This is a genomic window from Flavitalea plasmicola, assembly GCF_030546645.1.
GTDB lineage: Bacteria > Bacteroidota > Bacteroidia > Chitinophagales > Chitinophagaceae > Puia.
The window spans coordinates 859,178-881,565 of sequence record NZ_JAUOTO010000003.1 but is presented as its reverse complement, the minus strand read 5'-3'; the positions used below and the strand labels follow the sequence as shown (position 1 = coordinate 881,565).

Below are 22,388 nucleotides of genomic sequence, written 5' to 3'. Positions count from 1 at the left end.
TCTACAGACTTTTTAGCGGCTGGGAGGAAACGCTGGCCCTGGAACCGACAAAATCAGCCAGGTTATTGATGCTGCTGAACAAGCGGGCGCTGATCTCATTTTCATTGAAACTGATGCCAAACTTTTTTTCAATGAGTACAATGAAATTAATGATCGCGATCGAGTCCAGCCCTAATCCATCGTCGTAAAGAGACGCATTGTCATCAATATCCTGCATATCGATGCTCATATCGAGATCATTGACAATGATCTCTTTTAACTGGTGCTTTACCTCTTCCGGATTGAACGCTTTCATGATCGTTGATTTTTATTTTTAACAATGGTTTTATACTGGTCGATCAAAGAGATCCTGTCCGGCTTGCCATTTTGCAGCCTGGCCATATCTTGCACAATATGAATGATATCGGGAACGAAATGGCTGTGCATGCCAGACCTGCAGCGTTTTCTGGCAAGTCCTTCTTCCAGTTCGTAACCTTTGGCCAGTTCGCAGACAGCCGTCAGGCCTGTGACCAGCCCATTTTCTTCTTCCTGTTCAAAAACAACCGCCTGGCTTATTTCCGGGAACATGTTCTCCAGCATTGACGCGACCTCATCCAGGGAAATAAGGAACCCGGCCCGGTTGATGCAATTATCCATTCTTCCCATGACGGTGAATCTGCCGTCACCGGCGTCCGCGCCCATATCGCGGGTGGCATACCAGCCGTCGGCAGCGGCCGGCGAGGGAACGCGATCGCCTTTGCTGTCGACATAACATTCAAAGCCCGCAGGATGCCTGCATAACACCTCGCCTTTCTCTCCGCCCGCGATCTTTACTTCTACTTCGTCCAGGGGCTGCAATATTCCCTCGCTCCTTTCCTGAAGGCTGTCATCAACAGGCGTCGTGGCAATAGCGCCCATTTCTGTACAGCCGTATAGATTGATCAGGGGACCATAGGCAGATGTGAAGTTCCGCCAGGTGTCCTGCCTGATCTTTTCGCCTGCGGTGATGTAAATGCTTTTTGCAGGAATGGCTTTGCCGAGGGTCAATAACATTTTGGCCACTGTGGGTGTGATCAGGGTTATATCGGGCAGAAATGATGACATCCTGTCCAGGAATTTAACGACATTGTTCCTTTCTATGAGGCAAAGCTCTGCTCCGCACAGGAGCGCCGGCAGCAGACCTACGCCCAAACCATACATGTGTCCGACCGGCACGGGTACCAATACCCTTGATTGTTGGCGGAACCCAAACCTTTTCACGCCGCCATACGCATTCCGGATCAGCATTTCCTGCCGGTAATGTATATACTTCGGCCGGCCGGAACTGCCGGAAGAAGAAAAAAGGACAGACCCATTACCAGGTATGAAGGCATTCCCCTTACCGGCATGCGCCGGGTTCCTTCTGAGCTCCAGTGTCTGGCCCATAGAGAAGGGATCATCGCCTACTGAGAGGAGCAGGTCGCAAAAAGGAGGAGCCGATCCTCCGGAAGTCATATGCGGCGACTGCAGGTAAAAATTGACCCTTGCCGAAAGAAGATAGAGCAGAACGAGCACGCGCGTAATGCTGTTCTCCGCCGTCAATGCCAGACAATGTATCTGCTGTTCATCGTTGGTTTTGAAAAACAGTTCCAGGTCTTTCAGCAATTGCGGCACATCTGCATAGGAAATGATAGCATGGTCATCGCGGAGCCGCCTTGCGCCTGCGTCCGGGGGGATAATAAGCATGTTCAGCGATATTTTAAACGCGGCCTAAAGATTCTTCATTAAAGAATTCGCAAATGCAGCCTATCTCACGATCGTCGACCCAATAATCATATTTCTTTCTAAAGATCTTCGGGGATCTTACATTCAGAAAGGCCGCGTGATCAGGGCTGATCTCCTGGATAGTGGTTATATTTTTCTTTTGTATGGAATGGGCATTGTTCAGTGCCAGGAATACCAGGCCGATCGGCAGCGTGTCATCCACGAGGCATTTGTATTCTTCTTCAGTCAGGCTATCCCGGTTGAGATAGCTGACACAATACAGCACGGGTATTTCAGGTGTATCGAAAAAAAGCTTGACCACTCTTTTAATGACCCAATGGCCGGAAAGAAAAATCTCTTCCTGGGACAGGATCGTCACCAGTAAGCGATTCCCTCTCAGCGCCTCCAGGAATAAGGTGGTAGAATCGCCTAACTCAATAAGGTCATCTACCAGGCTGCCGGTGTGATGGTGGAGCATGTTAAAAATCTTCGTACCAGAAAAAGGAGGATTATAAAAAGGAGCTGATGTACAGCAGGATGAAGAGGAACAATAAATGATTAAGTGAAAGCATATAGCTACCGCTACAGATATTAACAGTAATATCTTTCCTTAAAATGAAAATAGCCATGCGATGCAATGCCGGCTATTAAAATGTATTAGACCTCTGTTTTCAAATTTAGGGAATAAATAAATTTGAACAAGTAAATATTAAAAAATAATTTTACTACAATCTATTTTTCATTATGAACAGGTCAACCTTATTTCCTATGATGGCCTTGTTTTGTGCACACATTCAATTGCATGCACAAAATAATTTCTGGAACGACCGCAATGCTTATCTCGGAGAACCGTTGCCTTCTGACACACCCAGGGTCTTTGCTCCCGGCAGGCTGGCTGACACAAGCGCCTGGGCCGGAGACAGAATAGCTTTCTCGCCGGATGGAAAAGAATTCTATTTTAGCCATAATACGGAATGGTTCAGCCATACGAACTTAAAAGTCAAGTACATGAAGTTCGACAACGGCAAATGGAATGGCCCGTTCGTTCTTAACACTCAATTCTACGCGCCCACCTTTTCTATGGATGGAAAGACCTTGTATTTCCTGCGGCAAAAGGGAGAGGTGTACCGCTCCTCCAGGACTTCCAATGGCTGGACAGAACCGGAGATCTACCTGAAAATGAATTATGGCCTTTATGATTATATGCCTGTCCGGAGCGGCATCAGCTATGCAGGCAGCAATGCCCACCAGGGTGATATAAAGGACTGGAGCACCTATGATTTTTGTACCTTTTCCATCAAGGGCAAGGACACTGTCATTGCAAGCCTGGGAGTTCCACTGAACACTCCGGGATTTGACGGTGATTTTTTCATCGCGCCAGACGAATCCTTCATGGTCCTCAGCGCCAAAGAAACAAAAGAATTCCAGTGTGAGCTGTATATCAGCTACCGTAAACCGGACAAAACCTGGACGAACCCTAAATCCCTGGGACCCCTGATCAATAACGGACTGGCGCACCGATGGGGAGAATATGTTACACCGGACAACAAATACCTGTTCTATACCCGCGGCACCGGGCCCAAGTCCTGTTTTATATATTGGGTCCGTTTCGACCGGATGCTGGAGAACCTGCGGCATACCAATTTTGAACCCTACGTCAGCGTAGCGCCCGGAGACCAGGAGACAAAGATGGGACAGTCTTTTCGGCTGCAGATCCCTGAACGTACCTTCATGGATGATGACGGCAACCAGACGCTGACCTGGTCGGCGGGGCTCGACAATGGCAGTCCGCTGCCATCCTGGTTGAAATTCGATCCGGCAACAAAGGTTCTTGCCGGGACGCCGATGGAGAAAGGAACGTATACAATAAGGATATCGGCGACCGACACGGCCAATGCCGCGGCTGCCTGCCATTTTACATTGCAAATCGATTAAACATTATCCCGTGCTAAAAAACTATTTCAAGATCGCGCTGCGTAGTCTTTTCAAACACAAAGCGCATTCCTTCATCAATATTGCCGGCCTCTCTGTCGGAATGTCCGTCGCCATGCTGATCGGCCTTTGGATCCGCGATGAGTTCTCTTTCAACACACAATTCCAGGATCACGATCATATTGCGCAGGTGATGTGGAATTACAATTACAACAGCGAAAGGATATCGCTTGCCTATAACCCCTACCCGATGGGCGCGGAACTGAAGAGCAGCTACGGCAGTGATTTCAAGTATGTGGTGATGTCTACATTTACCAGGCAGTATGTATTGACAAATGGCGAGAATAAATTCATGAATAAGGGAAATTTCATGGAGCCAGCAGCGACGGACATGCTTTCCTTACAAATGATAAGGGGATCAAGAGAAGGATTAAAGGAACCTTCCTCCATTTTACTTTCTGCTTCATTGGCAAAAGCCATCTATGGAGATGCTGATCCCGTCGGAAGGATACTCAAAATGGAAGATAAGGAGAACGTAAAGGTGACGGGTGTTTATGAAGATCTGCCCTATAACTCCGATTTCAAAGATATTTCCTTTATCGCGCCCTGGGAGCTCTATGTGATGATGAAACCGGAGATAAAGACCGAGTCTAACCCCTGGACGCATAACAGGTTCCAGACCTTTGTCCGGCTGAATGATGGAGCGGATATGCAGCAGGTGTCGGATAAGTTGAGGGATCTCCGGGTAAAAAAGCTGCCGCCTGAAGAAGCCCGTGTATTACAGCCTGTTGTTTTCCTTCATCCCATGCCCAGATGGCATTTATATTCTCCCTTTAATGATGGAGCTAAGAGCAGGGAACAGATTCAAAACGTCTGGCTTTTTGGCATTATAGGAATCTTCGTGCTGCTGTTGGCCTGTATCAATTTTATGAACCTCAGTACGGCCCGGTCTGAAAAACGGGCAAAGGAGGTGGGCATCCGCAAAACGATCGGTTCGGTCCGCAGCCAGCTGATCGGCCAGTTCTTCAGCGAGTCCCTGCTGGCAGTTGCCTTTGCCTTTATCCTCGCTCTGGCCTGGATGTTGCTGATCCTGCCCTTCTTTAATGAGGTGGCAGGTAAGAAGCTGGGTATTCCCTGGTCGAGTCCCGGGTTCTGGCTGGCGAACCTGGCTTTTATTTTGCTTACCGGTCTTATTGCCGGCCTTTACCCGGCCTTATATCTCTCCTCTTTCCAGCCAGTGAAAGTGCTGAAAGGAACTTTCAAAGTCGGCAGGCTGGCGTCCCTGCCGCGAAAGGTATTGGTTGTATTGCAGTTCACTGTTTCCGTCATCCTGGTGATCGGTACGATCGTTGTTTACCGACAGATCGAATACAGCCGCAACCGACCCATCGGGTATGACAGCAATGGGCTTATCACCATACCAGTGACTTCGGATATTCAGAAAAATTTCAACACGATCAGGGAGGAGTTGCGGCAGTCCCAGGTAGTTACAGAGATAGGAGCATCCGTCAACACTACGACGGATTTTAATGTCGGCGATACAAAATTCAACTGGGAAGGTAAAGACCAGAATTTACCCGTTGATTTTGCGATCAGCAATATCACTTATGAATATGGTAAAACCATTGGCTGGAAGGTCATCGAGGGCCGTGATTTTTCACGTGATTTCCCAACGGACTCGAACGCTTTCATATTAAATGAGGCCGCGGCGAAGCTCATTGGATCCAAGCATCCTATAGGTGAGACGATCCGGTGGGATGGAAAACCTTTTCACGTGATCGGCATCGTTAGCAACATCGTTTTTGAATCGCCCTACCAGTCGGTGAGCCCATCGATCTTTCATATATCCGGCGGTCAGAACCGGGCAGTCACCCTGAAAATAAACCCGGCAATAAATGCATCCAGGGCCCTGGCACAAATAGCAGCCGTCTTCAGCAGATACAACCCTGCCTATCCATTCACCTACCAATTCGTAGATCAGGAATATGCCAAAAAATTCGAGAACGAGCAAAGGATCGGCAAGCTATCGGGCATTTTCTCCGGCCTTGCCATTTTTATCAGCTGTCTCGGACTGTTTGGCATGGCTTCATTTATGGCGGAGCAAAGAACGAAAGAGGTCGGCGTACGAAAAGTGCTGGGTGCGTCCGTCTTCCATCTCTGGCGGCTGATGTCCAGGGAATTTATCATCCTAGTCCTCATCTCCGTGCTCATCGCATCACCCACAGCCTATATATTTATGCATAACTGGCTGCTTAACTTTGAATACAGGCCGGGCATCTCCCCGTGGATATTCGTAATGGCAGGGGCGGGAGCATTCGCTTTGACCCTGCTGACAGTAAGTTACCAGATCATCAGGGCAGCTCTCATGAACCCCATCAAAAGCCTTCGGTCGGAATAGGCATAGCATTAAGCTCCAGTGACAGCCGGCGTCGGGGCCGGCGGTGCTGCTGGTGCAGAAGCCGGCCCGGCGGGGACTGCTGGTTCTGCCTGTCCCTGTTTACTACGTTCCAGCAGCCTGAGCACCTGGTCCATCTGGGGGAAAATAACGATCCTGGTACGCCTGTTGGCCGACCGTCCTTCCGGCGTATCATTGGGACCAACGGTGACATATTCGCTGCGACCGGCGGCCGTCATCCGCTGAGGCGCTATATTATATTGATTTTGCAATATCCTTACCACGGAAGTCGCCCGTTTTGCGCTGAGATCCCAGTTGTCCAGCAATTCGCCCTGCTGATACGCAAGGCTGTCTGTGTGCCCTTCGACCATGAACTCGACATCGGGACCATTGTTCAGCGCCCTGGCCAGCCTGCCTAATACAGCCTTCCCTTTATCCGTGAGAGCGTAGGTCGCGCTGTCTCCATTGAATAAAAGGCTGTCGGAAAAGTCGACGGAGACCGTACCCTTCCACACCTTTATATGCATGTCCTGGTCGCCGAGATTGCCCAGGTACGCCTTCAGGTTCATTATCACGGCCAGGTTCACCGAATCCCGGTGTTTTATTCCGGACTGCAGCTCCCGGATGAAGATGTCATTCGCGCCCATGTTGTCCAGCGATTTTTTTATACTTTCCGCCTGGGCGCTGCTCAGCGCTGAGATATCCTGCAATTGCTTTCTCAAAAGCGTATTGTTTTCCTTAGAGGCATTGAGCTCCAGGTTCAGGCTGCTCATCTGGTCCTGCAGCGATGATTTTTGCCTCCTGAGGGTGGTATTATCCTCCTGGCAGGTCTTCAGGGTGCGTTGTGACCAGGTGTACAGGGAGTCATACTTTTGGGATTCCTGCTGCATGGCCTTGAATTTGCCGGAGCTGACACAAGACAGTAACAGGACGGGGGGCAGGATCGCCAGACAGAAATAGACGGGTCGCATATTTTAAGGGTTTAGCATTGCTGCGCAAATGTAATACACAAACGTCTATTTCCCTGATACTGGTATGCAACTGATCATGTTCAATTTTTGGTTATCCGGCCGGAACTGAAGGCGATCCAGGCCCATTTTTTCCAGCTGATCGCTGCCTTCTTTGATCTTCAGGAACTGGCGCACGGCAACGTTCTTGAATACCTGGACGGTCTTTGTCGTGGGCCATTGAATGGTCAATTCATCGATGACTGTGGCCTTACCTATCCCGATCTCTTTCCGGAATGGGTTGCCGCCAAAGCTTCCCCCTGAATTCACGTCCATATATACGGTCCTTTTTTTGCCGTCCTCCATGAAACTGGCGGAAATGCGGGCCCCGATGGCAGACCTGTTGGACCTTACACCTTCCAATAATATACTTATCCAGTTGTTGTCATTCTGACCGGGATTGACATAAAACGAATTGTAATAGGCATCTCCTTTGTAGGCCCCTCCTACTTCAACAAAGACATCCTGGTCGCCGTCGTTGTCGACGTCGGCAAACGCCACGCCATGGCCTTTTTGCAGGTTGCCTACGCGGGCCGAACGGGTGACGTCCGCAAATTGCTGCCCGCCTATGTTTTTGAACATCCTGTTAGGGACAAGGGAAGCAAAATCAGGGTTGCCCGTACCCAGGTACATATCCAGCCAGCCATCGTTGTCAATGTCCCCAAAATTAGAGCCCATGGAAAATACCGGCTTGTCGAGCCCTACCTGTTTGGAAACATCCGTAAAAGTGCCATCATGGTTGTTCCTGTAAAGGTATATAAGGCTGGTATTGGGGGGAACCTGCAGGTTAAGAGCCTCCGCTGCGGCAGTGGCTCCCAGCGGTCCCTGGAATTGATAGCCGCATACGAAGATATCCGGCCAGCCGTCGTTGTCATAATCCCAAAACCAGGTGGGGAAGGTATATGTCAGCTCATGGTCCAGACCTGCTGCATGCGTGACGTCTTCAAACTGTGGAATATTCCCTTCCACCCCTTTATTCTTCAGTAAGATCTTTTGTCCGTCACGGCAGGATATGAATAGATCCGGCCAGCCGTCCCTGTTGTAGTCTCCTGAAGTAACGCCTTTCATAAAGCCGATCTTTTCACATCCGGCCAGCGCAGCGACATTGGCCGTGAAGGTGCCATCATGGTTATTGATGTACAATTCGGAAGGATGCGGATATCCCCGGGGTAACGATTCGTTCCCGATGAACAGATCCAGCCAGCCGTCGTTATTGAAGTCCGCCCAGGTGGCAGTCTGCGTAGGATGAAAAGAAAGGATGCCGCTTTCGATCGTAACGTCGGTGAAAGTGCCATCCCCATTATTCCTCAGCAGGGTATTGGGCTGATTGCCGAATTGCCCCAGCCACGCGCCCCGCAGCACCAGTATATCCGTGAAGCCATCGTTGTTATAATCCGCCTGAATGATATTGAGTCCGCCCTTTATAGCGTCCAGCCCGGACGGTTTCGATACGTCCGAGAATGTGCCATCAGCGTTGTTCTTAAAGAAATGCATGGGCTCTTCCAGGTCCCAGGAGGAGGTGACGATATCCAGGTATCCGTCATTATTGAAATCATCCACGATGCTGCCTCCGGCCTGACTCCGGAAATTGTTCAGCTTCAGTTCACGGGACATATCCGCGAAAGCTTTTACTTTATAAGCGCAGGTATCGACCTCCAGGTCCGGGATCAGCAGACCTCGCGGCACTTTTCCGGGATAAGCGCCGATGGTCATATATGCGATGTTGAGCATCCATTTTGCCTCCAGGTCAGTGGAATCCTGCTGCAGCATTCTTTTATACGCTTCGATGCCTTTCAGGGAAGCAGTCGGGTCCATATATACGCCCGATCCGCTGATGGGAAAGATACATGATCCGGAAGAGTGATTGCCAATGCAGTTGTTCCTTTCACCCATCCTCACGTAGGCCAGGCCCAGCTGTTTCCGGACTTTCATGGTTAGCCGGTAATCTCCAAAGCTCACACACTTTTGCTCCAGGGTAGTGAGCATATCGATGGCCTTCTTTTCCTGCCCTAATTTCAACAGGATCGAGGACTTATATAATTGAACCAGCAAGGCCTTCTGCCCCGGCATCGACGGCAGCAGCTCCAGCGAATCAAAGAAAGCAAGCTGCGCTTCGGGAACGAATGCATTGTCCCTATCAAATATTCTTTTCAATCCTGCCCTGTAGAGCTGGCGGGTCTCTTTATCGTTGTTGTATTTCTTTACGCAGATGTAGGTCAATGACGTCAGCAGCACGAATACAGCGACGCCTGTAATGGTGATTACAAGGGTCTTTTTTCTCATAAAATGAATGATGATAGCGGGCATTCGCCCGCCAATGTTTAGCTCCAATAAAATCGACAACAAATGATCAGGCTATAGGAGCAGCAGGCTTGGGGGGATGCTCGGGCACAAGCGCATACATGGATGAAAGAGGAGACCGGCTATTGGCATAGCGCTTTGACAGTGAAATCCAGATGTCCTTCATTGTCAGCAGGAGGTCCTGGGTCGCATAATATTCGGGGGTAAAGTCCTTGGCAACGTTGGCATTGGCGCTTTGTTTTTTTTCGGGCGTCCCGGTGTGCCGGAGACCATTGACAGCCGCGAAAAAAATATTTTTTGCAGCTTTCAGCTGCATGGTGGCGGCATCGGGTATGCATAGCACTTCCAGGGAGTCATTGTAGATACGACGCTTGACATACTTATAGCGGACGCCATTCATCTCGATACTGCCGTTGACGGTCTCGAATTCTTTGGAATTGTTGTAGTAGGACAGATGTGTAACGGGAACCTTTAAGGACACCAATTGGGACACTTCGTAGTTGTTGTCGTCAAGCTGCACTTGCAGCTGCAGATCGGCCCTCGCCTCCAAAAAGAGTGTCAGCAGCCTGTACCCCGCCCAGTTGAAGAGGAATAATCCCAATAGCAGTATGGCGGTGATCTTTTTCAGCATTTCACGCGGAAGCACAGCTTCATCCGCAACAAATTAAGAAAAGTTTACGGATTATCGAAAAAAAGAGGGCCGGCCATGAATAGCCGGCCTGGGTTGCGGACTGATCCGCCCGCTGGCGGATGTTGATGGATATACGAAAACTATTTGACCAGGAGCGAACGCCGCTGCGACGTATGTGCGCTGAAATATCCCAGGGCCCCGCCCTGGATGTTGGAGACGGGATTGGCGGGTATGCCGTTGCCGTCCCCTTTCGAGGATTGGTCCAGGCTGAACCAGTATTCATACACGGCCTTGTCGATGCATTGCATATCGATCTCTACCCTGTCATTGACGTGCAGCGTGCTGTCGGGGTCGGGCTGCAGAAGAGCGAAACTGTTCGTCAGGCCATCCGTGAAATCATCATTCTGATAGTATAGGCCTTTGTCCAGCCTGCCATTGATGTACTGATTGAAACGGTAAGCGTTGCCCTGCCCTTTCGGGTCTGTGAAGACGGGCACTGCTGCTTTCACGGTTTTGGTGAAGTTCACCAGCTCGCGGATGTATAAACTGTCGAAACGCACCAGGGGCGGCATGGTGGAAGAGGCCGTGAAGGTCTGCCCCCCCACGGTGATGTGCAGCGCATAGGTCCTTCCTTCCACGCCCGTCAACCCCGTCGTCTGGTAAATGCCCGTCTGGCTCTCCTGTAAGGTCTCGCTATTACCCATGTTGTCGCCGATGGTCACCGTGGCCCCACCTACCCCCTGGAATTCCCATGATGTGTTGAACGGCGTGGTCCGGGACAGGGTCACTGTATAGGGACCGGGGAGATTGGTGATATTGCCTTCGATGACATATTTCGGGCTGGCGTCTTTTACTTTCAGGTCGATGACCTTCTGGCAGGAGGCCATCAAGAACAAGAGTGCTGCTGTTATAATGGAATGTTTCACTTTTAAAATTTAAAGTTGTAGGAAATAAAAGGAACGGCGCCGAATAAGGTGGTCTGCACCGCTTCTGTTTTGGAGGGGTCCGTCTTATTGTCCCGGAAGGTGATGATAAAGGCATTGTTACGGTTGTAAGCATTATATACCCCGAAGGCCAGCTCTGATGAAAAATGTTTTCTCTCTTTCAGCTGCACGGTGGCCGAAAGATCCAATCTGTGATAGGCCGGCATGCGGTAGCCATTGCGCTCCGAATAATAGTATACTGTCCGGCCGTCCTCTTTGTATTTACCGCTGGGCAGGCTCACGGCATTGCCCGTGGTATACACCCAGTTGGCGGACAGCATCCATTTGGTGTTGAGCTTATACATCCCGACTACGGAGATATCATGCGTCCTGTCCTGGACAGCATTGTACCATTTTCCTTCATTGATGCCGGCTATTTGTTTTTGTGACTTCGACCAGGTGTAACCGACCCAGCCTGTGAGCCTGCCTGTTTTTTTTCTCAGGAGCCATTCTGCTCCATAAGCGCGGCCTTTACCATACAGCAACTCTGTCTCCAGGGTGCCGTTGCCCAGCAGGTTGGCGCCATCCCGATAGTCTATCTGGTTCTCCAGGGATTTGTAGTAGGTCTCTACCGTCATCTCGTATTCATCCTCGCGGAAATTCTTATAATATCCCAATGATAGCTGGTGCGACTTTTCCGGCCTGATCAGGTTGTTGCTCACTACCCATTGATCCGTAGGGAAGCCCGCGTTGGTGGAAGAGATGAGGTGCATGTTCTGGGTGTTATCCACATACGACGCCTTTATGGACGAAGCGGCATCCAGCTGGTAGCTGAGCGCCAGCCGCAGTTCCGGATTGACATAGGTCTTTACCACCTGTCCGTCCTTGTAATGAAGGGTATCCAGGATGCTGCCGTCGGGCGCCATCTTATAAAAGTCACCCTTTCCCAGGGCGCTGAAGACAGATAGGCGGGCGCCATAAGTAATATTCCATTTTTCCGATGCTTTCCAGCTGTTGTTGACAAAGACGGCATTCTCCAGACCGAAGCGTTTTTGAAAAGAGGTATCATTCACGCCGCTTTTGGCACCACCGGTGAGGACACCGGGATTCAAAGTATGGTAGATGGCGTTGAAGCCGGCGCGGATATTGTTGCGGGGGTTGAGATAGAATTGCAGCTCTTCTTTGATGTTCCAGTCCCGCAATTCGGACAGGACATTGAAATTGCTGCCGTTGTTGTTGATCCGTAGCTTGTAGTTATAGTAACTGTAGATCAGGGATGTGTTGGAAAAGAAGCGGGGGCCGAAAGTGTGATTCCAGCGAAGCGTACTGGTGGCATTACCCCAGTTGAGGCCGAACACGTCCTGGCTGGCCATGTTGTCTCTTCCGAAATAACCGGAGAGATAAAGTTTGTCCTTGCCGCCCAGGGTAAAATTGAGTTTTGCGTTCAGGTCATAAAAATAGAGGCTGTTCTTATTCACTGATGAGTCGTTGGAGAGCTTCAGGAACATATCGGCATAAGTACGTCTGGCGCTGAAGAGGAAGGAGGACCTGTCCTTTTGCAGCGGTCCTTCCACGTTGATCTTTGCGGAGATAAGGCCCAGTCCGCCATTGACGTGGAGGTCCTGGTTGTTGCCATCATTCATCCGTACGTCCACGACAGAGGAGAGACGGCCGCCATATTGCGCGGGCATGCCTCCTTTATACAATGTGACGTCCTTGATCGCGTCTGAATTAAAGGTGGAGAAGAATCCCAGCAGGTGCGCCGCGTTGTACACCGGCGCTTCGTCCAGGAGGATGAGGTTCTGGTCCGATGATCCTCCTCTCACGCTGAGGCCGCTGGTGCCCTGGGACACCGGCTTCACGCCGGGCAGCAGCTGGAGGGTCTTTAATACGTCCTTTTCGCCAAAGAGGACGGGCACATTTTTGATCTCTTTGGTGGAGAGGTGTTCCACGCCCATCTGGGTGCCCCTGATGCTCCTTCCCCGGGCCTGGGCCGTGACCGTGGCATCCTGCAGCCGGGCGCCCTGCAGCTCAAGGCCGGTCTGTATTTGCTGGTTGTCGTGGAGCCTGATGTCGATGCGTTGTGACTCCCACCCGATGGCTGAAATGACCAGCGTATATTCCCCGTCGGGGAGGGTGATGGAGAAGAAGCCATAGTCATTGGAGGTGACGCCGATATTTTTCCCTTCCACGGTGACGGTGGCGCGGAGGATACTTTCGCCGCTGCCTTTTGCCCGTACGGTGCCGCTGATGGTGTGCTTTGCAATGGGAGGTATTTCCTGGGCCTGAAGGCGCAGGGACAGGACTAATAAACAAATCAGTAAACGCATATAAAACTTTTTTTAGAAAATGATGTTCATACCGCCGGTGGCGCCGAAATACAAGCCGTGGAGAATGCCGCTGGGCTCTTTTTCGCTCCATGTATAATGAGTGACCAGGCCGGCGCCCTTGCCTTTTTCGCTACGGATGTAGTTGAAGCTGGGGCCGGCAAACATTTCAACGTGGCGGCCTAAGCGCAGTGAAGGGAGGACCCTGAGGGCGCCCCGGAAGTAATCACCTTTTTTGAAGTCTGTCAGGCCGATGGCCACCAGCTCCGTATTCAGCCGGAAGTTCCGGGCAATGTTGAAATGTGCGCCCATCCCGCCTTCCCAGGCATAGAGGTCCCTGTCATCCTTGCCATTGTAGCCGACGCCCAGGATGCCATATAGCTTACGGCTACCGGAGCGGAAAGTCACCAGGTTGGTGAGGGACTCATCCGTGCTGACGCCGATGGACTTTTCTCCATCGCGGATGATGTTCACCAGGGCGATGGGATAGTCGCTGCTGTCGGCGATATTGATGAAGCCCGCGATCTGGACGCCTTTTACTTTTTTGGCGATGTTCATGAAACCACCTATCTGTGTGCCTGCGTCACCGGAAACGTTGATAAATCCCGCCATGGTCACGCCTGCCGAGGAACCGGTGCTATTCATGAAGCCCGCGGCCTGCAACCCGGCTGCGCTATCCCTGACCGTGTTCATGAACCCGGCCAGCTGGAGGCCATGAGCTGATTGAAAAATGTGATTGGAAAATCCGGCCAGCGTAATACCTGTTTCCGCGCCGGAGACACCGGTTATGGCGTGTAAGGAGAAGCTGTTGCTGTAATCTTTTGCCTGCCGGCCATTGGTGCTGAGAGGGTACACCAGGCCGACATGCACCGGACTGTGTTTCAGCGGCCGGGGATCTTGAGCGTTTACGTTCGTATAGATGAGCAATACGACAAGGGTGAATGTAATGGTCTTTAGCATATCCATATCTGTTGGTTTACAGATAGGGAACAACTGACCAGCCATTCACCCCTATGCCGTCGGGAAAAAAATTAATTTTTGCCGTTGTACACGGTTGCCAGGAATTGGGCGGCAGTGGTCGGCTTGCGGCCCAGGATATCTTCGAGGTCACGCGAGATCCCGTCCAGTTCGCCCATTTTGATGGCGGTGGCGAACCCGGCTACCACGCCGATTATTTCCGATGGGACGCCGGCGCCGGTGAGGGCTGTCCTGAACTCCTCCAGGGAAGGGGAATGGTAAGTGATGGGCAGACCCGTGGCTTTCGCAATGCTTTTGGCGGCATCGTCATATGAAATGGCTTCTGCGCCCGTCAGCTGTAATATTTTATTATCATATTTATCTGTTGTCTCCAGCAGGACATTGGCGCCGGCTTCTGCCAGGTCGGTGCGCACGGCATAGGCGGTCCTGCCATTGCCGGAGGGCAGGTAGATGGTTTTCGTCTCCAGCAGCTGCGGGCCTGCAAACACCGGGATCATATCTGTATAAATGTTGTGCTGAAGGATGGTGTATACAAGACCCGAGGCTTTCAGCAGCTGTTCTGTCCGAATGTGAGAGCTGAGGACAAAATAGATGGGAGAAGTTTCCGGCTGTTCTCCGTAGGGGATGCTGGTATAGATCACCTGCCGCACGCCGGCCTCCTTTGCTGCCCGGACAACATTTTCATGCTGCGACATACGGTGGGCGACGTCGTTGCCGGATACGAAATAGAGTTTATCGATGTCTTTAAAAGCGGCAACCAGGGAAGTGTAATTGTCATAATCCCCTGCCCTTACTTCCACACCTTTTGTTATTAAGCCAGCTGTTTTTTCGGCGTTGCGGGCCAGAACAGCTATTTTGGAGGATGACGTCTTTTTTAAGAGGCTTTCAACTACGGCGCCTCCGAGGGGGCCCGTTGCGCCCGTTACCAGGATCTTTTTCATTTTTTATTATTTTTTTATTGCTTACTAAAAGAGTGTTAGTTACTTTTGGTAAGTCAAAGGTAACAGGAGTGATCATGCCGAACAAGAAGGCACGTGGGCGTATCTCACTTACTTTGAGGAAACTAATGTTGATAATCAAGCAGAAGAAATGACAAATATTTTGAAAAATTACAACTTTGACCCTGCCTGCCCTGTCAGGAATGTGCTGGACCGGATTGGCGACAAATGGTCGATACTGATCATCATGATCCTGGGTGAGGCCGGAAAGATGCGGTTCAACGGCCTGCACAAGACCATCGGGGACATCTCGCAGAAGATGCTGACTACTACCCTCCGGACACTGGAGGCGGATGGGCTCATATCCAGGACGGTATTTCCGGAGATCCCGCCGCGGGTGGAGTATGAGCTGACGGAAATAGGAAAGAGCCTGGTGCCCCATATTGTCCGATTGTCGGCCTGGGCGGACGAGCATATGCCCGCTATCAAAAAGGCGAGGACAAAGTATGAGAAAATGGCGGCCAGCGGGATGGCATGATCCTGCCTTTCAAACGAACAGGATCTGTATCGAAAACGAACACATCCACAGCCGATAAGTTGACATTACATTAATTATCAAGGGATAGCAAAAGGGCATTGTCTTGGATGCATAAGATCCATCAAACAACCAATTCCCGTATGCTCAAGAATTATTTCAAGATCGCCTGGAGGAACCTGTTCCGTCACAAAGGTTTTGCAACATCCAACCTATTGGGTCTTACCATCGGCATGACCTGCAGCATCCTGATCTTTTTATGGGTGCATGACGAGCTGGCCTACGACCGGTGCCACCGGAACTACGATAATATCTACCAGGTGATCGCCAACCGGGATTTCAAAAATCATGTCTTTACGGATAAAAATATGGTGTTCCCGCTGGCCAAATCATTGAACAGCGGTTTTTCCAACATAAAATATGCGGTGGAGATGACTTATCCGGAAGATCATATTTTCCAGTATGGAGAGACAAAGGTAAAGAAGAACGGGTATACGGTGAGCGAACATTTCTTCGATGTATTCACCTGGAAATTCCTCCGGGGTGATGCTGCTACCGCAATTACGGCCCCCAACTCTATCGTGCTGACGGAGTCGGCGGCCAGGGCTTTTTTTGGGAAAGAAGATCCGGTCAATAAGATCCTCCGGGTGGACAATGACGTCAATATGAAGGTCACCGGGGTCGTGGCAGATCCGCCGGACAATTCCACTTTTAAATTCGACTTTGTGCGGCTGTTCAATTATTCAGGAATGCAGCGGGAAATGGCTGAATGGCAGAACTCCTCCTGGAATGTATTTGTCCAGGTGACACCGGGCAGCTCACCTGCCCTGCTTGAAAAAGAGGCAAACGAGGTCATGCGGTCGCACAACCAGGACAAGATCAGCACTTATTTTGCCTTCCCTATGAACAAGTGGCGATTGTACAGTGATTTCAAGGACGGGAAGAATGCCGGCGGCATGATCGAGTATGTTCGTTTATTCACGGGCATTGCCATCATCATCCTATTGATTGCCTGTATCAATTTCATGAACCTGAGCACGGCCCGGTCTGAGAAAAGAGCGAAAGAAGTGGGTATCCGTAAAACGCTGGGGTCTGACAGGAGACAGCTAAGGTGGCAATTTCTTTTCGAGTCCATCATTCTCACCTGCATTGCCTTTTTCTTTTCCATGGTGCTGGTGCTCGCGCTGCTGCCTGCATTCAATACGATGGTAGGAAAGCACCTGGAGATCCATCCGGGGGATCCTGTTTTCTGGGCGGGCGTCATTGGCATCATTGTCTTCACCGGGGTCGTGGCTGGTAGCTATCCTGCCTTTTATCTCTCGTCCTTTAATCCTGTGAAAGTGCTGAAAGGGACGTTCCTGGCGGGGCGAAAAGCCGTGCTTCCCCGGCGGATCCTCGTCGTGGGTCAGTTTGTCATCTCCATCCTGCTGATATCTGCCACCATTATTGTCTATCGTCAATTGCAGTATGTAAAGAACAGGGACCTGGGTTATAACCCGGACAACCTCATCATGATGCCACAGTCAGAGGACCTGGGGAAGAACTATACAGCACTGAAGCAGGACCTGCTGGGCACGGGCATGGTAGCCTCGGTGACCCGCACCCTTTCCCCTGTCACGGATATCTGGTGGAGGAGCCCATCACCGGATTGGGACGAGCGGCCGGCGGGGACCGACATTATTTTCTGCGGGCAGGCCGCGGATAAGGATTATACCAAAACGCTGGGGGTTAAAATGCTGGAAGGGCAGGACTTTTCGGGCATGCCTGTCGACTCCGGGACCATGTTATTGAACAAGGCGGCGGTGGACGCCATGCATCTTACCCATCCTGTCGGACATGTACTGCGGTATGGTCGGCGGAAGTTCACGGTCATCGGTGTGACCGAAAATGTTGTCATGGAAAGTCCCTATAAGCCCGTGGATCCTCTGATGATCTATTATCAACCCGGAAACACTGCTACCATCAGCATCCGGCTGAACAGGACAGCTTCCCCGCAGAAAGCCATTGCGGCCATGGAGCCGCTGGTCAAAAAATACAGTCCTTCTTCCGTTTTCGACTATTCTTTTGTGGACCGGGAGTTCGGTAAAAAATTCCTCACCGAAGAATTGATCAGCCGGATCACGGACATCTTTGCAGGATTGGCTATTTTCATCTGTTGTCTGGGGTTGGCGGGACTGGCTTCCTTTACGATCGAAAAGCGCATACGGGAGATCGGTATACGGAAGGTGCTGGGCGCGTCTGTTATGCAGCTGCTGGCGCTTATCTCTAAGGAGTTCCTCCGGCTGGTGCTGCTGGCATTCATAATTGCCGTTCCCCTCACGTGGTGGGCCATGAGCAACTGGCTGGAAAAATATACATTCCGGATCTCCATCAATCCGTGGATCTTTGTCTTAGTGGGTGGCGTCATCCTGCTCCTGACACTGGTGGTGGTGGGGCTGAATACTGTGCGTGCCGCCGTGCGGAATCCGACGAAAAGTCTGAGGACGGAGTAGGCATTACACTTTCATCGCCCACTTCTTCAGCATATTGATGAGCCTTTCCAGCTGCAGGGGCTTACTGATATAATCATCCATTCCTGCGGCCAGGCATTCCTGCCGGTCCTCTTCCTGGGCGTCTGCCGTCAGGGCGATGATCACGGGTTGTTTGCCGTCGCGTGTGCGTATCAGCCGGGTGGCTTCCAGTCCGTCCATCACGGGCATTTGCACATCCATGAATACGACATCGAAAGATTGTTCAGCGAGCTTGTCCAGGGCTTCCTGCCCATTCTCCACCATATCGGGAGTATACCCCAGTTTTCCCAGCACATGGGTGATCAGCTGCCTGTTGACAACGTTGTCCTCGGCGATGAGTATGCGTAAAGGAAAGTTACCGGCAAAGTGATCGGATAGCTTTTGAGGTTGTTGCTCCTCCTGTCCCAGGAAAGGCTGGTTGCCCTGTAGCAGACGGGAAATATATTTCAGCAGCAGGTGGTGCTTTACAGGTTTGTTTAATACTGCCTGGAAGAGGTCGGAATATTTCCGCCGGGTCTCGTTACCCACGGAGCTCAGCAACAGGATAGGCACCCCATCGTTTTTTTCCCGTAGCTGCTTTGCCAGAGCGATGCCGTCCATGCCAGGCATGTGCAGGTCCGAGATCATAAGATCTACCCGGTGAAGGTCCAGGAGAGCCAGGGCTTCCCGGCCATTAGCCGCCAGCAATGGCCGGATCTTCCATTGGAGCAGGAGACGTTGCAGGATGGTGCGGTTGGTATTGTTATCGTCCACTATCAGGACAGTGGCGCCTTCGATCTCGTTGAGCGGCGCCTGCACCTCATTTCCGTGTGTGGTCTGTGCTTTTTCTGCTTTGACATAGAATGTGAAAGTCGTGCCGGCCCCTTCTTTGCTGTCCACTTTGATCTGACCGCCCATGATTTTTATCAGCTTTTCGCTGATAGCCAGTCCCAGTCCGGTGCCGCCATATTTGCGGGTAGTGGAGGAGTCGGCTTGTGAGAAGGCTTTGAACAGGCGATTCAACTTATCCGCAGGTATGCCAATGCCCGTGTCCCGTACTTCAAATTCCAGCAGCAGGTTTTTTTCCAGGGGCTGATCGATCAAACGGGCGCCTATATAAACTTCTCCTTGTGCGGTGAATTTCATGGCATTGCCTACCAGGTTCATCAACACCTGTTTCAGGCGGATGTCGTCGCCATGGATCAGCTGCGGCACTTCCGGGCCTATCTCATACACCAGCTCGATACCTGCCCTGGCGGCCCTGTCGGAAAATACGTCCAGTACTTCTTCCACGGAAGAACGGACATCGAAGTCATGCGGATCGAGCTCCATGCTGCCGGCCTCTATCTTGGAAAAGTCGAGGATATCGTTGATCACGGACATCAGACTTTCTCCGCAGGAGCGGATGGTGGTGGCATATTCTTCCTGTTCCTGCGTCAGCGGTGTCTGGAACAAAAGGGAAGACATGCCAATGACCCCATTCAGCGGGGTCCTGATCTCGTGGCTCATCGTGGCCAGGAAGGCGCTCTTGGCGCGGTTGGCTGTTTCGGCCTGCAGGGTGCGCTCGGCTACCAGCTGCTCCAGGATAACTTTTTGCTTTTGGATGCGCCGGATGCGCTGCCTGTATAGTGAGGTCAGGGTCCCTCCCATGAATAGCAGCACCCCGATCCTGAACCACCAGGTCTGCCACCAGGGCGGCCGGATGATCAGGCGCAGTGTATAGATCTTATCTGACCAGGCTCCCCTGTTGTCCCATCCTTTCACTTTCAGGGTATAGGTGCCAGGGTCGAGGTTGGTATAAGTGGCGGTATGTCGCACACCGGACTCGTTCCATCCCTTATCAAAGCCTTCCAGCATATAGGCGTATTGCTTTTTACGGGGCAGCGTATAGTTGAGAGAGGCGAATTCAAATGAAATGATGGAGCTGGTGTAAGGCAGTGTGATCTCGCGGGTGAACGCAATATTGTCCTTCAGGGGCGAGGGATCTTTATCGCCGCGGGCGATAGACACATCTTTGGCGAATAACTGAAAACGCGTCATCACCAACGGAGGATCGAAATGGCTCTCTCTAATACTGTCCGGGAGCAGGACATTGAACCCGTTGGCGCCACCGAAATACAGCGATCCGTTGCCGCTGCGCAGGGCGGCATGCGCCTTGAACTCGTCTCCCTGCAGACCGTCTGCGATGGAATAGTTCTTGAAGGTGCGAGTAGACGAAGAAAACCGGGAAATGCCTTTTAAAGTGCTTACCCAGAGATGACCTTTTCTGTCCTGTAAAATGCTCATGATCGTATTGTCAGGAAGGCCATCTTCAATAAAATAAGAAGTAAATCTACCCGTAAGGTGATCCAGGAAATTGAGGCCGGCGCTGGTGCCGATCCATAGGTTGCCCTGGACATCCTCCAGAAGGCAGTTGATGCTATTGCTGGAAAGGCTATTGCTGGTTTCGCTATGGGCGAAATGCTGAAAAGTCCAGGTTTTTTTGTCCAGCATATCCAGTCCTTTATCGTATGTGGCGATCCATAATCTGCCCCTGGAATCTCCCAGCAAACATTGGATACGATCGCTGCTGAGACTGCCGTTGTCGTGTGTAAAATGACTGAAGGTATTTTTCCCGGGATGATAGAGGTTCAGGCCCATACCATAAGTAGCGACCCAGAGGTCGCCATCGGGGTCCCGGGTAATGGCATTGATGTTATCCCCGCTGATGGAGGTGGAATCGTTTGGATCATTCCTAATGTGCCGTATGATCCTGTGTCGTCCATCTATGACGTTGATGCCGGCGCCTGCCGTACCTGCCCAAAGATTCCCTTCCTTGTCGGCCTGAAGGCTCAGCACATAGTCGCTGCTGAGGGAGGTCTCATTGCCCGGACGTTGGCGGAAAGAGGTAAATTTACCTGTGATGGGATCGAAGAGATCGAGCCCTCCCCCATCCGTGCCGATCCAGATCTGACCCTGGGCATTTTCGGCGAAGGAGAGGACGTTGTTATTGCTTAAGGAATAAGGGGAAGTATTCCGCCGGTAGTGAGAAATGAGCGAAGCATCCCTGTTGCTCAGATTGATCCCGCCACTGAAAGTACCCACCCACATATTGTCGTGCCTGTCCTTATAAAGGGAATAAACGGAGTTGTTGCTGAGGGACCCATTGTCGATGTCGTCATTGAGATAGGTGTGGAACGATTCCGTGCGGGGGTTGAAGATGCTCAGCCCCCCATTTTCGGTTCCTATCCAGATATTGCCCACGCCATCTTCGGCGATGCAAAGGACAATGTCCAATGAAAGGCTGCCGGCATTGACGGGGTTATTCCTGTAATGGCGGAATGTGCTCGTGGAGGGCTGGAAGCAATCGAGTCCTCCGCCGCGTGTGCCAGCCCAGATCTGTCCCCGGCTGTCCTGGAAAAGACAGCGGACATTATTGAGGGAGAGAGAAGCGGGATTGTTGCGGTCATGCCTGAAGCAGGTGAAGGTCTTTGTGGCAGCATCCAGCCGGCAGATGCCACCCTTGAAGGTGGCGACCCAAAGCTGATGCTGTTTGTCTTCAAGGATATCACTGACGTCGTTGTCGCTGAGACTGCCGGGTTGGTCGGGGTTGTACCTATAGGAAATACAGTTACCTGTGACGGGATCCATATTATCAAGCCCGCCGCTTTCGGTACCTATCCAGAGATTGCCGGCGTAGCCGGCCCGCAGGCTATTTACGAAATTGTCGGAGAGGCTGGTGGTTCGCAGGGGATCGTGGGTGAACCGGGTAAAGGTGGCTTTCTCCTGGTTGAATTTGCAGACGCCGCCACCCCAGGTGCCGATCCATAGGTTACCATGGGCATCCTCGACGATAGACCGGATGTAATTGTTGGAAAGGCTGGTGGAATCTTTCGGGTCGTTGCGATAGACGGTGAATTGGTAGCCGTCGTATCGATTGAGGCCGTTCTGTGTGCCAAACCAGAGGAAGCCTGTTCTGTCCTGCAGGATACAGGTGACATTACTTTGGGAGAGACCGTTGTTGGTGCTGAGATGGCCGAATTTGATCGTGACGGGTTGAGAAAACGAGCAAAAAGGTATACAAAAAAGCAATAATATCAAGCCCCGTCGAACTGTCGGCGTCATACAAATTTGGATTTAAAGCTACTAATGCTCCGGATGGTTAACGTATAGGTTACTAATATATTATATGTAAACTTGCATCTATTAAATGCCTTAGTTTTGCAACAAG

The 22,388-nt window shown here is 51.3% G+C and carries 15 protein-coding genes; 4 read left to right on the top strand and 11 right to left on the bottom strand.

Translation table 11 applies throughout. From position 1 onward, the window contains the following. Nucleotide 1 precedes the first annotated feature (1 nt). From Q4E93_RS13620 to Q4E93_RS13610, 3 genes are read right to left on the bottom strand one after another with little or no spacing between them, the layout of a single operon-like run. On the bottom strand, nucleotides 2-295 hold the full coding sequence (locus tag Q4E93_RS13620) for an acyl carrier protein (RefSeq protein WP_303586025.1): 294 nt from the start codon (nucleotides 293-295) through the stop codon (nucleotides 2-4). Beyond that, nucleotides 292-1,704: a class I adenylate-forming enzyme family protein gene (locus tag Q4E93_RS13615; protein WP_303586023.1), complete on the bottom strand. Its 1,413-nt coding sequence runs from the start codon at nucleotides 1,702-1,704 to the stop codon at nucleotides 292-294. The genes Q4E93_RS13620 and Q4E93_RS13615 overlap by 4 nt, the downstream gene beginning before the upstream one ends. A 13-nt stretch (nucleotides 1,705-1,717) precedes the next feature. Then, on the bottom strand, nucleotides 1,718-2,200 hold the full coding sequence (locus Q4E93_RS13610; protein WP_303586021.1) for a hypothetical protein: 483 nt from the start codon (nucleotides 2,198-2,200) through the stop codon (nucleotides 1,718-1,720). 266 nt (nucleotides 2,201-2,466) lie between these two features. On the opposite strand from Q4E93_RS13610, the gene Q4E93_RS13605 reads away from it, so the two are divergent. Continuing rightward, complete coding sequence (locus tag Q4E93_RS13605; protein ID WP_303586019.1) at nucleotides 2,467-3,657, top strand: putative Ig domain-containing protein; 1,191 nt, start codon at nucleotides 2,467-2,469, stop codon at nucleotides 3,655-3,657. A gap of 10 nt (nucleotides 3,658-3,667) precedes the next feature. Then, on the top strand, nucleotides 3,668-6,052 hold the full coding sequence (locus Q4E93_RS13600) for an ABC transporter permease (protein ID WP_303586017.1): 2,385 nt from the start codon (nucleotides 3,668-3,670) through the stop codon (nucleotides 6,050-6,052). Between the two features lie 8 nt (nucleotides 6,053-6,060). On the opposite strand, the gene Q4E93_RS13595 is transcribed toward Q4E93_RS13600, so the two are convergent. The 7 genes from Q4E93_RS13595 to Q4E93_RS13565 all read right to left on the bottom strand — a co-directional run bounded on the left by Q4E93_RS13595 (nucleotide 6,061) and on the right by Q4E93_RS13565 (nucleotide 15,157). After that, a complete protein-coding gene (locus tag Q4E93_RS13595; protein WP_303586015.1) occupies nucleotides 6,061-7,020 on the bottom strand; it encodes an OmpA/MotB family protein in 960 nt (319 codons plus the stop codon). A 45-nt stretch (nucleotides 7,021-7,065) separates the two neighbouring features. Continuing rightward, nucleotides 7,066-9,339, bottom strand: coding sequence for a CRTAC1 family protein (locus tag Q4E93_RS13590; RefSeq protein ID WP_303586013.1), 2,274 nt, complete (start codon nucleotides 9,337-9,339; stop codon nucleotides 7,066-7,068). Between the two features lie 67 nt (nucleotides 9,340-9,406). Further along, entirely contained in the window at nucleotides 9,407-9,988 is a 582-nt protein-coding gene (locus Q4E93_RS13585) for a hypothetical protein (RefSeq protein ID WP_303586011.1), read from the bottom strand. A gap of 140 nt (nucleotides 9,989-10,128) precedes the next feature. Beyond that, nucleotides 10,129-10,914: a DUF4249 domain-containing protein gene (locus Q4E93_RS13580; RefSeq protein WP_303586009.1), complete on the bottom strand. Its 786-nt coding sequence runs from the start codon at nucleotides 10,912-10,914 to the stop codon at nucleotides 10,129-10,131. A 2-nt stretch (nucleotides 10,915-10,916) separates the two neighbouring features. After that, the gene (locus tag Q4E93_RS13575; RefSeq protein WP_303586007.1) at nucleotides 10,917-13,241 is read right to left on the bottom strand and encodes a TonB-dependent receptor; all 2,325 of its coding nucleotides are present in this window, start codon (nucleotides 13,239-13,241) and stop codon (nucleotides 10,917-10,919) included. Nucleotides 13,242-13,253: 12 nt separating this feature from the next. Further along, nucleotides 13,254-14,204, bottom strand: a complete 951-nt coding sequence (locus Q4E93_RS13570; RefSeq protein WP_303586005.1) for a hypothetical protein — start codon at nucleotides 14,202-14,204, stop codon at nucleotides 13,254-13,256. 65 nt (nucleotides 14,205-14,269) lie between these two features. Further along, nucleotides 14,270-15,157 carry an SDR family oxidoreductase gene (locus Q4E93_RS13565; RefSeq protein WP_303586003.1) on the bottom strand — a complete coding sequence of 296 codons (888 nt, stop codon included), beginning with the start codon at nucleotides 15,155-15,157 and terminating at the stop codon, nucleotides 14,270-14,272. 148 nt (nucleotides 15,158-15,305) lie between these two features. On the opposite strand from Q4E93_RS13565, the gene Q4E93_RS13560 reads away from it, so the two are divergent. Both Q4E93_RS13560 and Q4E93_RS13555 read left to right on the top strand, forming a co-directional pair. After that, nucleotides 15,306-15,692: a winged helix-turn-helix transcriptional regulator gene (locus Q4E93_RS13560; protein ID WP_303586001.1), complete on the top strand. Its 387-nt coding sequence runs from the start codon at nucleotides 15,306-15,308 to the stop codon at nucleotides 15,690-15,692. Nucleotides 15,693-15,832: 140 nt separating this feature from the next. Further along, nucleotides 15,833-18,181, top strand: coding sequence for an ABC transporter permease (locus Q4E93_RS13555; RefSeq protein WP_303585999.1), 2,349 nt, complete (start codon nucleotides 15,833-15,835; stop codon nucleotides 18,179-18,181). A gap of 3 nt (nucleotides 18,182-18,184) precedes the next feature. On the opposite strand, the gene Q4E93_RS13550 is transcribed toward Q4E93_RS13555, so the two are convergent. Then, entirely contained in the window at nucleotides 18,185-22,282 is a 4,098-nt protein-coding gene (locus Q4E93_RS13550) for a hybrid sensor histidine kinase/response regulator (protein WP_303585997.1), read from the bottom strand. Nucleotides 22,283-22,388 lie beyond the last annotated feature (106 nt).

What these genes read in the sequence shown, in the direction of transcription:
- Q4E93_RS13570 (WP_303586005.1), bottom strand. Translation starts at nt 14,204, where the DNA reads ATGGATATGCTAAAGACCATTACATTCACCCTTGTCGTATTGCTCATC.
- Q4E93_RS13550 (WP_303585997.1), bottom strand. Translation starts at nt 22,282, where the DNA reads ATGACGCCGACAGTTCGACGGGGCTTGATATTATTGCTTTTTTGTATA.
- Q4E93_RS13605 (WP_303586019.1), top strand. Translation starts at nt 2,467, where the DNA reads ATGAACAGGTCAACCTTATTTCCTATGATGGCCTTGTTTTGTGCACAC.
- Q4E93_RS13585 (WP_303586011.1), bottom strand. Translation starts at nt 9,988, where the DNA reads ATGCTGAAAAAGATCACCGCCATACTGCTATTGGGATTATTCCTCTTC.
- Q4E93_RS13575 (WP_303586007.1), bottom strand. Translation starts at nt 13,241, where the DNA reads ATGCGTTTACTGATTTGTTTATTAGTCCTGTCCCTGCGCCTTCAGGCC.
- Q4E93_RS13595 (WP_303586015.1), bottom strand. Translation starts at nt 7,020, where the DNA reads ATGCGACCCGTCTATTTCTGTCTGGCGATCCTGCCCCCCGTCCTGTTA.
- Q4E93_RS13565 (WP_303586003.1), bottom strand. Translation starts at nt 15,157, where the DNA reads ATGAAAAAGATCCTGGTAACGGGCGCAACGGGCCCCCTCGGAGGCGCC.
- Q4E93_RS13560 (WP_303586001.1), top strand. Translation starts at nt 15,306, where the DNA reads ATGACAAATATTTTGAAAAATTACAACTTTGACCCTGCCTGCCCTGTC.
- Q4E93_RS13615 (WP_303586023.1), bottom strand. Translation starts at nt 1,704, where the DNA reads ATGCTTATTATCCCCCCGGACGCAGGCGCAAGGCGGCTCCGCGATGAC.
- Q4E93_RS13620 (WP_303586025.1), bottom strand. Translation starts at nt 295, where the DNA reads ATGAAAGCGTTCAATCCGGAAGAGGTAAAGCACCAGTTAAAAGAGATC.
- Q4E93_RS13610 (WP_303586021.1), bottom strand. Translation starts at nt 2,200, where the DNA reads ATGCTCCACCATCACACCGGCAGCCTGGTAGATGACCTTATTGAGTTA.
- Q4E93_RS13590 (WP_303586013.1), bottom strand. Translation starts at nt 9,339, where the DNA reads ATGAGAAAAAAGACCCTTGTAATCACCATTACAGGCGTCGCTGTATTC.
- Q4E93_RS13555 (WP_303585999.1), top strand. Translation starts at nt 15,833, where the DNA reads ATGCTCAAGAATTATTTCAAGATCGCCTGGAGGAACCTGTTCCGTCAC.